This is a genomic window from Roseiflexus sp. (genome assembly GCF_057785375.1).
The window spans coordinates 71,186-85,804 of the sequence record NZ_JBYNRX010000024.1; the positions used below are offsets into that span (position 1 = coordinate 71,186).

At 60.5% G+C, this 14,619-nt stretch carries 12 protein-coding genes; 6 read left to right on the forward strand and 6 right to left on the reverse strand.

Translation table 11 applies throughout. The features are described 5' to 3' along the window. Position 1: 1 nt before the first annotated feature. Positions 2–1,588 carry an ABC transporter ATP-binding protein gene (locus tag AC3EA7_RS04375; protein ID WP_488612814.1) on the forward strand — a complete coding sequence of 529 codons (1,587 nt, stop codon included), beginning with the start codon at positions 2–4 and terminating at the stop codon, positions 1,586–1,588. Here the strand turns inward: AC3EA7_RS04375 and AC3EA7_RS04380 are convergent. Then, positions 1,570–2,937 carry a nicotinate phosphoribosyltransferase gene (locus tag AC3EA7_RS04380; RefSeq protein ID WP_488612815.1) on the reverse strand — a complete coding sequence of 456 codons (1,368 nt, stop codon included), beginning with the start codon at positions 2,935–2,937 and terminating at the stop codon, positions 1,570–1,572. The two genes, AC3EA7_RS04375 and AC3EA7_RS04380, sit on opposite strands and share 19 nt — an antisense overlap. A gap of 310 nt (positions 2,938–3,247) precedes the next feature. Here AC3EA7_RS04380 and AC3EA7_RS04385 point away from each other — a divergent pair, with 310 nt between their 5' ends. From AC3EA7_RS04385 to AC3EA7_RS04395, 3 genes are all read left to right on the forward strand, one after another. Beyond that, positions 3,248–3,355: a DUF433 domain-containing protein gene (locus AC3EA7_RS04385; protein ID WP_488612816.1), complete on the forward strand. Its 108-nt coding sequence runs from the start codon at positions 3,248–3,250 to the stop codon at positions 3,353–3,355. A 151-nt stretch (positions 3,356–3,506) separates the two neighbouring features. Beyond that, complete coding sequence (locus AC3EA7_RS04390) at positions 3,507–3,839, forward strand: DUF5615 family PIN-like protein (RefSeq protein WP_488612817.1); 333 nt, start codon at positions 3,507–3,509, stop codon at positions 3,837–3,839. A gap of 452 nt (positions 3,840–4,291) precedes the next feature. Continuing rightward, the gene (locus tag AC3EA7_RS04395; RefSeq protein WP_488612818.1) at positions 4,292–4,546 is read left to right on the forward strand and encodes a hypothetical protein; all 255 of its coding nucleotides are present in this window, start codon (positions 4,292–4,294) and stop codon (positions 4,544–4,546) included. On the opposite strand, the gene AC3EA7_RS04400 is transcribed toward AC3EA7_RS04395, so the two are convergent. The 3 genes from AC3EA7_RS04400 to AC3EA7_RS04410 form a co-directional block, all read right to left on the reverse strand. Continuing rightward, entirely contained in the window at positions 4,506–5,066 is a 561-nt protein-coding gene (locus AC3EA7_RS04400; RefSeq protein WP_488612819.1) for a tetratricopeptide repeat protein, read from the reverse strand. The genes AC3EA7_RS04395 and AC3EA7_RS04400 overlap by 41 nt on opposite strands. 83 nt (positions 5,067–5,149) lie before the next feature. Then, positions 5,150–6,094, reverse strand: coding sequence for a hypothetical protein (locus AC3EA7_RS04405; RefSeq protein ID WP_488612820.1), 945 nt, complete (start codon positions 6,092–6,094; stop codon positions 5,150–5,152). Between the two features lie 13 nt (positions 6,095–6,107). Next, entirely contained in the window at positions 6,108–8,396 is a 2,289-nt protein-coding gene (locus AC3EA7_RS04410) for an RNA-binding domain-containing protein (protein ID WP_488612821.1), read from the reverse strand. A gap of 305 nt (positions 8,397–8,701) precedes the next feature. Between AC3EA7_RS04410 and AC3EA7_RS04415 the strand changes: the two genes are divergently transcribed. Continuing rightward, a complete protein-coding gene (locus AC3EA7_RS04415) occupies positions 8,702–9,037 on the forward strand; it encodes a hypothetical protein (protein ID WP_488612822.1) in 336 nt (111 codons plus the stop codon). A 28-nt stretch (positions 9,038–9,065) separates the two neighbouring features. Here AC3EA7_RS04415 and AC3EA7_RS04420 read toward each other — a convergent pair whose 3' ends face one another. Continuing rightward, positions 9,066–9,875 carry an HAD-IIA family hydrolase gene (locus AC3EA7_RS04420; RefSeq protein ID WP_488612823.1) on the reverse strand — a complete coding sequence of 270 codons (810 nt, stop codon included), beginning with the start codon at positions 9,873–9,875 and terminating at the stop codon, positions 9,066–9,068. A 6-nt stretch (positions 9,876–9,881) separates the two neighbouring features. Next, on the reverse strand, positions 9,882–11,723 hold the full coding sequence (gene argS, locus AC3EA7_RS04425) for an arginine--tRNA ligase (protein WP_488612824.1): 1,842 nt from the start codon (positions 11,721–11,723) through the stop codon (positions 9,882–9,884). Between the two features lie 207 nt (positions 11,724–11,930). On the opposite strand from argS, the gene AC3EA7_RS04430 reads away from it, so the two are divergent. After that, positions 11,931–14,615, forward strand: a complete 2,685-nt coding sequence (locus AC3EA7_RS04430) for a sensor histidine kinase (protein WP_488612825.1) — start codon at positions 11,931–11,933, stop codon at positions 14,613–14,615. Positions 14,616–14,619: the final 4 nt, after the last annotated feature.

Below are 14,619 nucleotides of genomic sequence, written 5' to 3' on the forward strand. Positions count from 1 at the left end.
GATGACCGCCGAGCCTGAGATCGTTCTTGAAGCCCGCAATATCACGAAACGCTTCCCCGGCGTGGTTGCCAATGAGCACGTCAGCCTCACGTTGCGGCGCGGCGAGGTGCTGGCGCTCCTCGGCGAGAATGGCGCCGGCAAGACGACGCTGATGAACATTCTCTATGGCTTGTACCACCAGGACGAAGGTGAAGTGCTGATCCGCGGCGAGCCAGTGCGCATCGGCGGACCAAGCGACGCGATCAGACGCGGAGTCGGCATGGTCCATCAGCACTTCATGCTTGTGCCGGTCTTCACCGTTGCCGAAAATATCATCCTCGGTGCCGAAACGGGTCGCGGTCCCTTCCTCGATCTCAATGTCGCCCGTCAGCGCATCCGGGAACTGTCGCAGCGGTATCGTCTCGATGTCGATCCCGACGCCTATGTGAAGGATCTGTCGGTCGGTCAGCAGCAGCGGGTCGAGATTATTAAGGCGCTCTACCGCAATGCCGATATCCTGATCCTCGACGAGCCAACGGCGGTGCTGACGCCACAGGAGACTGAAGAACTGTTCGCCATTATTCGCTCATTGACGGCACAGGGAGCGTCGGTCATTTTTATTTCGCACAAACTGAAAGAAGTGCTGGCAATTGCCGATCGGATTATGGTGCTCCGACGTGGGCGCGTGGTTGGTGAAACGACGCCGCGCGAAGCGACCGAGCGCAGCCTGGCGGAGATGATGGTCGGTCGCAGCGTGATGCTGGAAGTCGAAAAAGGTGAAGCGCACCCCGCTGCGCCGGTGCTGGTCCTCGATCAGGTGACCGTCCTCGACGATCGCGGTCAGCAGGTGGTCAATGGCGTATCGCTCGAAGTCCACGCCGGCGAAATCCTGGGCATTGCCGGCGTGCAGGGGAATGGTCAGACCGAACTCGTCGAGGCGATTACCGGTTTGCGCCCGGTGCGTTCCGGGCGGGTGCTGATCAACGGGCGCGACGTGACGAACGTCTCGCCGCGCTGCATCAGCGAAACCGGTTGCGCGCACGTTCCCGAGGATCGCCAGGAGGATGGGCTGGTGCTGACCTATAGCGTCGCCGATAATCTGGTGCTCAACACCTACTACGCGCCGCCATTCGCCCACGGCATCGTCCGCGACGACCGCGCGATCCTTGAGCATGCAAACCTTCTGATCGAAAAGTACGATGTGCGCACGCCCAGCCCGCTTACACTCGTGTCGGCGCTGTCCGGCGGCAACAAGCAGAAAGTGATCATCGCGCGCGAACTGTCGCGCAAAGGGCGCCTGCTCATTGCAGCCCAACCAACGCGCGGCATCGATGTCGGTTCGATCGAATTCATTCACCAGCAGATCGTCGCTGAACGCGACCGGGGCGCCGCCGTGCTGCTCGTGTCGGCGGAACTCGATGAGATTATGGCGCTTTCCGACCGGATCGCCGTGATGTATCACGGACGGATCGCGGCGACGCTGCCCGCTGCCAGCGCCACGCGCGAAGAGCTGGGATTGCTCATGGCAGGCGCACAACCGCTGAACGCCGCCGGCAAATCGCCGATGGACGGGCGTGCGCCGGTGAACGTTCAACAACGCGGCATCTGAACGCGCTGAAGGTCTGGGTTATTGCAGGCGCGCCGCCCGACTTTCGCCATATCGTGCCATGTCCCGCCGACTTTGACCCGCACCACATCGGCGGTGAAGTCGTTGTTGGTGCCCTCCTCGTCGCTGTTGGAGAAGAGCGATGAGCCGACGCCATAGATGTCCACCGGCACCCCCAATTCCTCGAAGCGCTGGATCTTCTTCGGACCAAACCCGCCGGTTGCGACGATCTTCACATCGCGGCACCATTGTTGCGCCGGTTCCACCCACTCCGGCGACAGCGACCAGCGTTTCCAGGCATCGTCAATCGCCTGGCGCAAGTAGAAGACCAGCCGCGGATTGACCCCCATATCCAGTTTGCGGTTGCCGAGCGGCGGCACGCTGATGTCGCGCAGTTTGTCGCTCGTGTCAGGGCGCACGCCGAACAGTTTGTAGCGCCGCGCCTCGGTCGTCTGTCCGCTGTCCATCAATTCGCGGTAGCGCTGGAACATCGCGTCCATCACCGCCAGCGCCGTGCCGACACAGTCGTTCTCGAAGTCGATCAGCGCAATTCGCGGTATTTCAACCGGGCGGGTTTCGGCAAACACCAGCATACATTCGACCGTATCGCCGAGGAATGCCGCAATTGCGGCATGTGCAATCGTGCCGCCGCCGAATCCGCCCCACCAGTCGCCCTGCGCGTCGGTTGAGATGAATGCGCCAAGCGTTTTGCCGTAGTCGAGGTTGAAGCGTTGCACGGCAATGTTGTAGGCGTACCCGTCAGCCGCCTGCACCTCGTGCGCATCGAAGCGCGCCGGGAAGAAGAGCACCGGTTTGCCGCGCGCCGCAACCAGCACATTGTAGACATTGGTGGCAATCCGGGTGGCGCGGGTGAGCGTTCCGAGAGTCGGCGTCTCCAGCAGCGCGAAGTCCCGATACCGACCGCGCACGCGCAGCACCGGCTGCACGTTCATCGGGTCGCCGTCGTAACGCACGATCACCCCATCGTGAACGGCATCGACTTCAAGGTGATCGTAGGTATTGACAAAGGCGCCCTGGTCGTCGAAATAGCCAGTGCAGAGTTGCAGCATCGCCAGCGCCTTGTCAACGCCGGCAACGACCGAGAACGGACGGCGGCGGGTGAACCATTGCATCTCGACTTCGATGTTGCCAATATCGACCTCGTCGAGCGGAATGCCAGCATTCGATAGGCGGGGCGACACGCCGCCGAACCGGTAGCCGCGCTTTGCGAGCGCACTCAGCATCCCGACAATGTTCTCGAAATACTTGTCCGAATACCATCCGGTGCGCATGCGCTCGGCATCGAGTTTGAACGTCTCGTTCGTCAGACGACGGTTGTCGAAGATGCTCATGGCAGTATCCCCAGATATTATTGTTATATTGACACTATTATGGGTATAATATGAGAAGAGCGCCAATTTGTCAAGTGCAAGGGGTTGGGGAAAGATCGTTTGATTGACAGGAGTTACGCGGTTGTCTCACGGACGAGCCGCGTGACGGCTCTTTTTGCTTTCGGCAGAGCGGCGCCAAAAACGCGCCACTGCGTAAGTCCTGTTGTTGACGGTCAGGCGCAGAAGTACAATACAACCCGAGCATTGTCCTCTGAGCTCATTGTACCTGGGTATGGACCATGCGATCCTGAAAAGCAGGAGGCAAGGCGTCATGAAATTGGACCGTATCACCATTAACCCCGCACGCATGAATGGTCAACCATCGATCCGCAATTTGCGATTGACGGTCCGCCGTGTTATTGAATTACTGGCACTCTAACCGTGAAGATCTGCGCCGGGAATATCCTGAACTTGAAGACGACGATATTCGACAGTCCTTGCTCTATGCTGCTGCATGCCTCGATGATCGGGTCGTCGAGTTGCCGGTAACGTATGAAACTGCTGCTTGATAGGGTCTGCCGCGCACATCAGTGGAACTACTCCGCGCTTCCGGCATTGATGCTGTTCATGTTGGCGGCATTAGATATGCTACAGCCGAGGATGCGACCATCTTGCGGCTTGCCCGCGATGAGCAGCGCGTCGTCGTTACCTTTGACGCCGACTTCCGCGAACTTCTTGCTCTCTCATGCGTCGCTGCTCCATCGGTCATTCGCATTCGGATCGAAGGGTTGTGGGCAGCAGCGCTTGTCAGCCTGTTACAGACGGTGCTGACCCAGTGCCAGTCAGACCTGAATCAGGGCGCCGTAGTCACCGTTCACGAGCGGCGGTTGCGGGTCCGTCGACTGCCACTGTTGCCGGAGTGACTGTTCCGCCTTCGCCTGAAAAAGCCTCCTTGCGGCGTCCTCGCGCCGTGCCAACTTCCACAGGTCCGCTGCGGGCAAAAGCCCTCGCTGAGGCAAATGGAAGCCCCGTTGGGGCTGCTGATGCTATGCGCCGTTATACGTCCACGACCGCCAACGCGCGGTGTGGATCGGTACGCCGTGCGAACCGGGCGCTCGGACATCTTTTCTGGCTGAACGCCACTTGGTGTCAGTTCTCAGTTCTCAGTTCTCAGTTCTCGGTTCTCAGTTCTCAGTTCTCAGTTCTCGGTTCTCAGTTCTCAGTTCTCAGTTCTCAGTTCTCGGTTCTCAGTTCTCAGTTCTCAGTTCTCAGTTCTCAGTTCTCAGTTCTCAGTTCTTCTGGCGCTTGACGCCGAACGTATGTTCTGATACACTGCATTCGGATATGCATCCACGCAGGTAATGGAGGCGCTCCGATGTACATGATGTGGTTCGACGATAACACCAAGAAGCCGGTCGCACGGAAGATTGACGAGGCGGTTGCGGCGTATATGCGGCATTTCAAGACGCGCCCGAATGTCGTGTTGGTCAATGAAGCGGATCGCATCGATGTGCCAGGCATCCGGGTGCAGGTCGCCGCTTACGTTCAGCGCAACAACTTCTGGGTGGGTTGGGAAGACGCAGCAACAATCAACGCAGCGGCACAGGTCGCCACCACGGGCACTCGTTGACCGCCGCCCACGCTACCGGGCTGGTCAACCCCTGAAGTTGCTTGCACCGCGTGTCGTCACGGAAAGCGCAATTGTTGCAGGAGTGCACCGGTGCGTTGCACTGCCAGCAAAAGGGGGCGACGCTGTAGAGCGTCGCCTGGCATTGCCAGCACATAATCTCTACCACCTCATTCTCGTCGTAGGGCGGCGGTGGAACCCACGGTCCCGAGCGGTCCTGCGACGTTGAGGCGGCTGTCGTCGCTGAGGGAGCGTTGGCGGCGTCAACCTGACCCTGGGTGTGCAACCATTCGAGTCCAGCCCGGGCGGCGGCGTTATTCGGGTTGATCGCCAACACATTCTCCAGCGCAATCTGCTGATCCGCCGGATCGTCGACTGCGCCGCTCAACCAGAGCCAAGCCTGTTCATTCTGTTCATCGCGTTCGATAACCTGCATAAGCAGGCGGCGCGCTTCCTCGCGTCGCCCCTCGCTCGCCGCCAGCGCACCTTCATACAGCCATCGTGCCAGTTCGATGTCATTCATATGAATCCTCTCGAACAGAACGCTCTGCCCGATGTTCCGCCCTGTGCTCATCACGGTTCAGGCGCGAATGGTCAGGCGATAGTTCATTGGATCTCGAACAACACCACCCGCTCGATGCCACTGCTGACGCCGCGCACCACCATTGACCACTGGCCAGATGGTGCGTCATCAGGCGCAATCCACGACCAATCCACCCGCCCGTCGTTCACTCCTACCTTTTCCGGGGTTGTCTTTTCGGCGCGACCATCGGGACGGTTGACCCAGAAAATGACCCCTTCGCGTCCCTGCAAACCTTCTGCGAAGAACCGAAAGAGCGTCCCCGCCCGTCCGCGCCCCGGCGTCACGCCGACCGCAGGCGTCGGTCGTTCGATAGTCACCGCCACGATCTGCTCGAATCGGCTGTTCCCGCCCCTCACACGGAAGCGCCAAACGCCGGGCGCCGCCTTGTCGGGCGCCGTCCACGCCCAATCGACCCGTCCGTTGGAGATGCGCGGCTGCTCGACCCCGGTCAGCGTTTCTTCGCCGTCGGGCGCGGTCAGGAAGAACGCTATAGGATCATCAGGGGCGAACCCGGCGGCAAAGAAGACGAATCGCGTACCGGGACGCCCGGTAGCGGGGAACGCATTGACCTCCGGTGCGGTCGGCGCCGGCGGCGGTTCGATAGTAAACAGCCCGACACACACGACGCCGCTGCGTTGACCGCGCGCCACCAGCGACCACGTTCCGGGTTGCGCATTGTCGGGGGCCGTCCAGCTCCAGGCGGCGCGTCCATCACGGGCGACGCGCCGCTGGAGTTCACTGTCGGGGCGGGCAGGCAGGGCGCGACCATCGGGCGTGTTGACCCAGATATCGATCCGTTCGCCGCTTGCGAACCCTTCTGCCAGAAAATCAAAGCGCGTCCCTGCCTGCCCGGATGACGGATAGACCGTCGCTGGCAGAATGGGCGACTGCGCCGCTGCCGTGTGTGACGCGCCAGGCGCCATCAGCGCCGCCAGCGCAGCCCATGCCAGGAAAAGACGTTTCAGCACACTGTCCACCTGTTTATAACTCTCCGTACTCATCGAGCAGTTCGCGCCACTCGCCCGACAGTTCATCGCGACGTGCTGCATAGTAGATGTGGTCGATGCCGTTTTCATCGCGGTAGACCAGATCGACCTGCTTGCGCATCGGGCGCATATATCCCAGGTTGCCCCACCAGCGCACCTTGCTTTCATCGAGTGGCATATCCTGAAGCGACATCCGCGCGGCGTACTGGCGGACGGTTCCTTCCTCGATATCCTGGAGACGCCAGGGCGCATTGCTCAACTCGCTGGTGCGCAGGTTGCGAAAGACGAAACGGCGCTCACCGAACTCATCGACGATGACTTCAACGACCTCGATGCCGGTGCGCGGGCGCGGCACGCGAATCAGGTTCATCCACGCCTCGGTCAATTTCTCGCGCGGCACGCCCGGATATTCCTTGATCTCATTCCCTTCCTTGCTGCGCATCATCAGGTCGAAGTACACGTTCCCCTGGGCGTCGCGCCCAATGCGCCAGACGCCGCCGCGCCCGCGCCAGCGCGGACGTCGGTCGCTCCATGGCGTTGCGCTGTTGCCCGGCTCCTCGAACACATCCGGGTCTCCCGGCGTATCGTCGCCGAATGAGCGCGGCTCATGCTCAAGCGTGTCACTCGCGCGGTCATTGATGAGCGACTGCCAGGCAGGACTCAACCCCCAGTCGGAGACGCCGAAGAAGATATGGTCGATCACACCGTTGGCATCACGATGCACCAGATCGTATTTGGTGCGGTTGCCCTGCCGGTAGGCGCGCCACAGACCGAGGCGCCCCTTCCACTTCACCTGGCTCTGGAGATCGATCCGCCCCTCGCGCACGTCCTCGTAGCGGCTGATGGCGTATGCCCACAATCCCTGGGCATGATCGCGCGTCACTCCCGAGGTTGTGCGCAGGTCGCGCACCTCATACAACCAGACGCCGGCGCGCTTTTGGGCTTCGACAATCTCGACGCCGCTGCGTGGCAGGTCCAGTTCCTGGCCGTTGTCGAGCGGGGTGGCGGCGCCTTCCGCAAGTGCGCGCCGACACAATTGAATGATTTCGGTGCGGTCGGCAATGACCGTCTCGCCGCCATGTCGCGTGTAGATCACGCCATCGTTCCCGACATACGGCGGCGAACTGGTAGCGCGTACTTCGACGCGCAGCAGGTCGCGTCCTTCATACGCGATCAACTCGAATGTCAGATACGGTTGCGGATTCAGACGTTCCTGCACACTGCACCGCAGCGTCTCACTCAATTGCTCCGGGTGTTCGACACCGGTCAGTTCGGCTTCCGTGCCGCCGATGATCAGCGTTCCACCGCCGACATTCGCCAGCGCCGCCACGTCCTGCCAGAGCGTGTCGGCAGCCGACCCCGGGCGCAATACCTGACGATCGTTCTGAGCGCCAAATCGGAGCGTGTCGATCTCCCACTGTTTCTGGTCACGCTTGGGAACGCGCACCCGGTCGAAATCGTTCGACGCAAACAGTTCCTTCAGCGCAGCAAACGTCGGCGCAGGCAGGAGAAATTCGACATAACGATCGCCGATGCCATGACGATGCCAGCCATTCCCTTCGCCGGCATTGACGCGCCGCAGCCGATGGGCGTCGGACCCCTGGAGGCAAAACATGCGGCGCTCATAATGTTCGGTTTTCCCGTTGTAGAACGTCGGTGACGTAAACTTCTCGTGGTCGGTATAGAAATTGACGAATTCGAGCGCGTGCAACGATGGATGCTGGGTGGCAGCGACCCGCGCCTGACCGCTCGTGCCCATGCGCAGGGTCTCGGTGATGACGCCATTTGGTCCGTTGGCGTGTGGCGCAATGACAATCCCGCCGGCGCGATTGATGATTTCGTAGGCGTCCGTTACGTGGCGCGTATCGGCAATCGAACATGCGCCCTTCTTGAGCAGATCGGGCGGAACGCCAAGTTGCAGCAGCGTCGCCTCGATCAGGCTGATGGGTCGATCAGGGGCGAAAATTCCCAGAATATGCGCACCGTAATGCGATGTGAATTCAAACCCGGGCAGAACCGTAATCCGCGCCAGCAAACGCCGGTACTCGTTGAGACGACTCTGCTCCTCCTCAGTGATGCGCTGCTGGCGTTCGAGCGTCTGGAGAAACTCGATCTCCTGACGCATCAATTCATATCCATGAACCGTGTTATGATCGGTAAATGCGATGATATCGAGACCTCGTCGCTCCGCTTCCTGCAGAATGTCAAGAAAAGCGACTTCTGGTTCTGCATAGTCTTCTGAGGCAGGAGTATGAATGTGTAAATCTGCTCGAAACCACCGCATTCCTCCAGACGAACCATTCCCGTTTTGCGACATAAAGAATACTCCAAGAGATGATATGATCCTTTGTTTTGATGGTCTGTCTCTGCGCTAACACGGCCAATGTGCGCCGACAGATGCCTGGTTGAACATCAAGGCTTCAGTGACAACGGTGACAACGGTCGTCGCTCTTCCTTCCGCCATTCTTCGACCGCGTCACATATACTGGTCCACCTCCTCTCTGATTTGCTCATGTTCTGCTTCAACTGTTATCATACCCCAAAGCCTGCTATCCTGCAATGCGAGTGCCATGTTCAGGAGCATATGCTATGTCCGATGTTCTGGAACAGATCGACGATCTGATCTATGCGCCCGATCGTGATTATCCCTATCCATTCCCGGTTCCGCAGCCGCCGCATTTCTGGATGACGGAACAGACCGGCAGACTGTCGGCGGCAGTCGAACGGTATTTCAGCGGTCAACGGCTATCGCCGGAGGATCTGCGTTTGTTGCGCTCATATTTGCGCCAGTACGTGGCGCGCGCCATGATTGCCGAGGGGGTTGATCGTCAGGCGCTGCTGCGCAAGATCGATACGCTGAAGAACAACCGCGAGGTCGAGCAGTTTGCCGATGAACTGTCGGAGGCGGGCATCGAGCCGTTTTAAGGTGACGGTCATCTTTTCGGATAGGCTCTTAGCCGCCGGGCGCCAGCATCCATGCCTCGCGCAGTTCCACAAGATCGCGGAAGATGAAGTCGGGCTGAATGGCGCTCTGCTCGAGCATTTCTGGCGTTGTGACGCCGGTCAGCACGAGTGCGCCGGCAAGACGCGCCGCGCGCGCGCCGGCGATGTCGGTGTCAAGGCGGTCGCCGATCGTCAGAGTGTGCATTGCGTCGGCGCCCAGAATCTCGATCGCAGTGTGGAACATGGTTGGTCCTGGTTTGCCGATGACGAACGGTTCGATGTCGGTGCTGACGCGCAGCAGCGCCAGCAGCGCGCCGCACCCCGGCACGATGCCGTCTTCCGCCGGGAAGGTGGTGTCGGGGTTGGTGCCGACGAAACGCGCGCCGGCGCGGATGAGCAGGCATGCCTTGCGCAGCCGCCGATACGTCACCTCGAAATCCATCCCAACCACGACAAACGCCGGATGTTCCTCATCTTCGACGAAGTAGCCGTCATCGAACAGCGCGCTGCGCAGCCCATCCATGCCAACCGCAAAAATGCCCGTGCCGCGCGGCGCCTGCGTTTCGAGCCAGCGTCGCGTCGCCACCGATGAGGTGACGATCCGTGTTGCCGGTATGGAGATGCCCATCTGTGCAAGTTTAGCCTCGTATTGAGCGGGGGTCATGGTGGCGTTGTTCGTGCAGCAGGCATAAGCGACGCCGCGTGCATCGAGGAATGCCAGCAACTCGCCGACCCCCGGCAGCGCCCGCGATCCACGATACAGAACGCCGTCCATATCGAAGAGCACGGCAGTGAAGCGGTTCAGTTCAGGTGTCATCATGCTCCATCACATTCGTTCGGGGGCTTTAATGCCGAGCAATCCCAGACCGTTCCGCAGCGCCTGCGCTGTGGCTGCCGTCAGGCGCAAACGCGCCGCGCGCAGAGCGGGCGTTTCCGCCTTGAGAACCGAACAATCGCGGTAGAATGCCGAGAGCGCCCGCGCCGTCTCATAGCACCATTCAGCGATGACGAACGGCGCGTACCGTTCACCCGCTTCGCGCACAGCGCCGGGCAGTCTGGCGATCTGCTTGATTACCGCCGTTTCCGAGGGATGCGTCAGGAGTGCGGCATCCCCGCCGTGCGCGTCGATATGTTCTTCTGCCGCCTTGCGCAGGATCGAGCAGCAGCGAGCGTGCATATACTGAATGTACGGCGCACTGTTTCCCTCGATCGCCAGCATACGATCCCAGTCGAGCCGAATGTCACGCCGCGGGTCCTGATACAGGTCATTGTACATCACCGCGCCGATGCCAACCGCCTCGGCGATCGCGTCTTTTTCCGCTTCCGGCAGATCGGGGCTTGCCTGATCGACAACCGCGCGCGCGCGGGCATGCGCTTCGTCGAGGAGATCCGCCAGGTAGATCATGTTGCCGGCGCGCGTCGAGAGCGGACGCCCCTGTTGATCGAAGATCGTCCCAAACTTAACGTGGATCAGTTCCGTGCCCTGCGCGTATCCCATCGCGTGCGCCAGCGCAAACAACTGCCGGAAGTGCAATTCCTGGCGGGCATCGACCACATAGATAATCTTTGCCGGATGAAATTCGCGCTCACGATACACGATGCACGCCAGGTCGCGAGTGTGGTACAGCGTGCCACTGTCTCTCCGTTGAAGCAGGAAGGTTGGCAGCCCTGGCGCCACTTCATCGACCACCACTGCCCCATCTTCGTCGCGGTAGGCGACCCCTTTCTCAATCGCTTCCTGGATCAGCCCATCGAGCATCGGCGCGTAAAAACTTTCGCCAAGCGTATAATCGAACCGTACTCCCAGGCGATCATAATTGCGCTGATTGGCTTTGAGGGTCAGATCGACCATCCACTGCCACAGGTCGCGTGCCAGCGGATCACCCTGCTCGAGTTTGAGCGACCACGCGCGCGCCTCGTCGTCGTGGTTCGGTTGCGCCGCGCGCGCCTGCAATTCCGCGATCCATTCGCGCTGCGCCAGCGCCTCCGGGTCGTTCTGTTCGAGGCGCTTCGCCCACCTGGCGGCTTCTTCGCGCAGCGCCACATCCTCTTTGACCAGCGCGCTGTACCGCGCATACAGTTTGTCAATCGCGGCAATTGCGTCTTCATCGTCACCTTCCGGCTTCCCCCAGCGCACAATGGCGGCGATGTTGATGCCAAACTGCTTCCCCCAATCCCCCAGATGATTGTCGCCGATCATGCGATAGCCAAGAAAGGCGAAGATGTGGTACAGTGATTGCCCGATGATCGTCGAACGAATATGACCGACGTGCATGGTTTTCGCCACGTTCGGCGACGAATAATCGATGACAATCGTCTTCCCCTCGCCCTGATCGTCGCTGCCGTACCGCGCGCCCAACCGTTCGACTTCCTCGATCACCGTCGTCGCCAGGCGCCCGGCGTCGAGGCTGAAATTGACGAAAGGACCGGCAGCGACAATCGATCCGATCAACGATCCCGGCGGCGCCTGTGCCTGCGCGACAATGCGTTGCGCCAGTTGCGGTGGCGCGATGCCCGCCTCCTTTGCGGCGCGAAACGTCGGAAATGCCAGATCGGCCGGAATATTCGGCTTGGGGGTGACGAGTTCGATCATCTGATCCGCCACCAGGTTGGTTCCGGCGATGACAGCGTGCGCCTCGCGCACGAAACGATCAAGCGCGTACTCCATACTGTCCTCAGTGTGATGTGAACCAGCGGCAGTATACCGGGAACCTGTTTCTGATGCAAATCGTGCGATCCGCGCGGCTCACGCGCATGATACCCGCCGACGCATCGCCCCTGTAAGACAATGTTCATCTGCGCCGCTTGAGCGCATGTGACAACCTGTGGTACGATGAAGAAGCAGTAAAACAATCGTTTACAGCAGCGTGTATGTATGTCGGTTCGTCAGCCATTTCGTTTGACAGTGCGCTCAAAAATGACGCTGGTGGCGCTCGTGCTCGCACTGGCGCCGCTGATCTTCGTGAGTGCGCTCAGCCTCTCGGCGCTCGATCGCGCCCGCGGTATTGCGGTGCAAACTGCGTCGGACGCTCTGCGTGAGCAGACCGAAGCCGACCTGACGCGCTGGGTGACCGACAAAGCCAACCTCTACGATGCCAAACTCGACCGCATTTACCATCAGGTCGAGTCAATCGTCAGGTACCAGCCGGTCGAACCCGGTGCTGCCAGGACCGTATCAGATCGTCTCTGGATCGCGCCGGATGGTCCGACGCCTGCTGCAGTGCGCACCCACGCCAATACGATTGCGCTGGCTCGTCAGTACATTCCGCTCCTGCGCGCATCGATCGATCAGGAAGGCATGGTGAGCCTGGGGTATGTCGCATTTGAAGAAGGCGGGGTCATCGCCTTCGATCACGATATTATCGACGTGCTGGAGGAGATCAAGCCGTTCGATCCGCGCCAGCGCAGCTGGTACATTGCTGCGCGCGAGGCGGGCAGGGCGGTATGGGTCGATACCTATGTCGATGCCAATACCAAGAAACTGACCACGACCTGCGCCGCGCCGCTCTATGACCAGAATGGCGCATTCATCGGCGTCGTCGGGTTCGATGTGCTGCTGGAAACGATCCAGCAGGATATCCTGTCGATCGACATTCCCCCCGGCGGCTCGGCGTTCCTGATCAATCAGCGCGGTGATGTGCTGTTGCATAACACGCTTCTGAGTCGTCAGGGTCGATGGGATCAACCGATCGCAACCGATAACCTCTTGAACGATGCCAATCCGCAGTTGCGCGAGATTGCCAGGCGCATGACGCGCGCGGAACAGGGAGTCGAGCGCCTGATGCTCCAGAATGACGAGGTGTATCTGGCATTTGCGCCGATCCCCAGCGCAGGATGGAGCGTCGGTATTGTTATTCCGGTTGCCGAAGTCACCGGACTGGCGCAGCAGGTCAGCGAAGTCATTACGCTTCGCCAGGATGTGCTCAGCGGGCAGATCATTCTGGTCATTATGTTGAGCGTGATTGTTGTCTCCATTCTGAGCATGCCCGCTGCGTTGATCCTGACGCGCCCCCTGCGCGAATTGCAGGCGGCGGCGCAGCGCGTCGCCGCCGGTGATCTGACCTATCGCGTCCCCGAATCGGGCGATTATGAGATTGCCAATGTCGGCCACTCATTCAACACCATGACCGACGCGCTGCGCGAGAAGATTGGCGAACTGGAGTTGAACCTGCGTCAACTGGCCGCATTGAATGAGGTGTCGAACCAGTTTCGCACGATTGGATCGGTGCGTGAACAACTCGATGCCATTCCGAAGGGAGTGTGTGCATGTCTGGGGTTTGATCGCGCCGTCCTGTACCTGATCGAGCAGCAGACCTTGCGCCCCGTGAGCGCCTGGGTGAGTCCAGGCGATGCGGATCAGGTCGCGCAGGCGCTGGCGGACGCGACGCCCATTTCGCTTGAAAGTGACACAGTGGCGACTGATGTGGTGCGGAGCGGGCAGGCGGTGATTATCAACGATGTGTCCGCGCCGTCTCCGGTGGGCAGCGCGGTGCAGGCGCCGCTGTTTGGACGCGAGAAACGGGTCATTGGTCTGCTGGTCGCTTCCTTCGATGCGTCAGGGCATACGCCGACGCCGCGTGATGTTGCACAACTCATGACCTATGCCGGCATGTCGGGTCTGGCGCTCGAAAACACGATGCTGTACGCCGATCTCGAACGTCAGGTGGCGCAACGCACGGCGGAATTGCGCACCGCTCTGGCGCGGGCGCAGGAGGCTGATCGCCTGAAAGGCCAATTTCTGGCAGCGGTGTCGCACGAACTGCGCACCCCGCTCAACGCGATCATCGGCTTCTCAACCGTCATGCTCGATGAGATCGATGGACCAATCACGCCCCTGCAGCGTGAGGACCTGAAGATTATCAATCGGAATGGTCGTTTTCTCCTGCACCTGATCGATGAATTGCTCGATCTGGCGCGCATCGAAGCCGGAAAAATCGACCTGGAACTTGCGCCGCTCGATGTGCGCGCCCTGATCGTCGAAGTGACCGAAACCATCCAGGGGTTGCTGCACAACCGGCAGATCACGCTCAACCTGTCGTTGCCCGAACGCCTGCCGTATGCCTATGCCGACGCCGCCAGAATCTGTCAGGTGCTCCTCAATCTGCTGTCGAATGCGGTCAAATTCACGCGGCAGGGGAGTATTACCATCAGCGCGCGCTGTGTGGCGGCGCCCGACCATCATCTGGGTTCGGCGAGTTCTTCCCTTGTGATCGTGCGCAATGGGCAGCGCCTTCACCCCTACATCGCCGTCAGCGTCCGCGACACCGGCATTGGGATTGCGCCGGACGACCTGACGCGCATCTTCGAGGCGTTCCATCAGGTGCGCTCCGGTGATCGGCAACGCGGCAGCGGGTTGGGACTGGCGATCAGCCGACGCCTGATCGAAGCGCACGGCGGGCGGATCTGGGCGGAAAGCGAACCGGGCAAGGGGAGCACGTTCACGTTTATCCTTCCGTGCGCCGTTGTGTCGCGCAGCAATCGTCGTGAGGGCAACGCCGACACTGCGGACCTCTCATCCGTCCGGCATATCGAGGTTCAAACCAATCTTGTTGACCAATGACCGA

What these genes read in the sequence shown, in the direction of transcription:
- AC3EA7_RS04410 (WP_488612821.1), bottom strand. Translation starts at nt 8,396, where the DNA reads ATGCGGTGGTTTCGAGCAGATTTACACATTCATACTCCTGCCTCAGAA.
- AC3EA7_RS04400 (WP_488612819.1), bottom strand. Translation starts at nt 5,066, where the DNA reads ATGAATGACATCGAACTGGCACGATGGCTGTATGAAGGTGCGCTGGCG.
- AC3EA7_RS04380 (WP_488612815.1), bottom strand. Translation starts at nt 2,937, where the DNA reads ATGAGCATCTTCGACAACCGTCGTCTGACGAACGAGACGTTCAAACTC.
- AC3EA7_RS04385 (WP_488612816.1), top strand. Translation starts at nt 3,248, where the DNA reads ATGAAATTGGACCGTATCACCATTAACCCCGCACGCATGAATGGTCAA.
- AC3EA7_RS04415 (WP_488612822.1), top strand. Translation starts at nt 8,702, where the DNA reads ATGTCCGATGTTCTGGAACAGATCGACGATCTGATCTATGCGCCCGAT.
- AC3EA7_RS04420 (WP_488612823.1), bottom strand. Translation starts at nt 9,875, where the DNA reads ATGATGACACCTGAACTGAACCGCTTCACTGCCGTGCTCTTCGATATG.
- AC3EA7_RS04430 (WP_488612825.1), top strand. Translation starts at nt 11,931, where the DNA reads ATGTCGGTTCGTCAGCCATTTCGTTTGACAGTGCGCTCAAAAATGACG.
- AC3EA7_RS04375 (WP_488612814.1), top strand. Translation starts at nt 2, where the DNA reads ATGACCGCCGAGCCTGAGATCGTTCTTGAAGCCCGCAATATCACGAAA.
- AC3EA7_RS04395 (WP_488612818.1), top strand. Translation starts at nt 4,292, where the DNA reads ATGTACATGATGTGGTTCGACGATAACACCAAGAAGCCGGTCGCACGG.
- argS (WP_488612824.1), bottom strand. Translation starts at nt 11,723, where the DNA reads ATGGAGTACGCGCTTGATCGTTTCGTGCGCGAGGCGCACGCTGTCATC.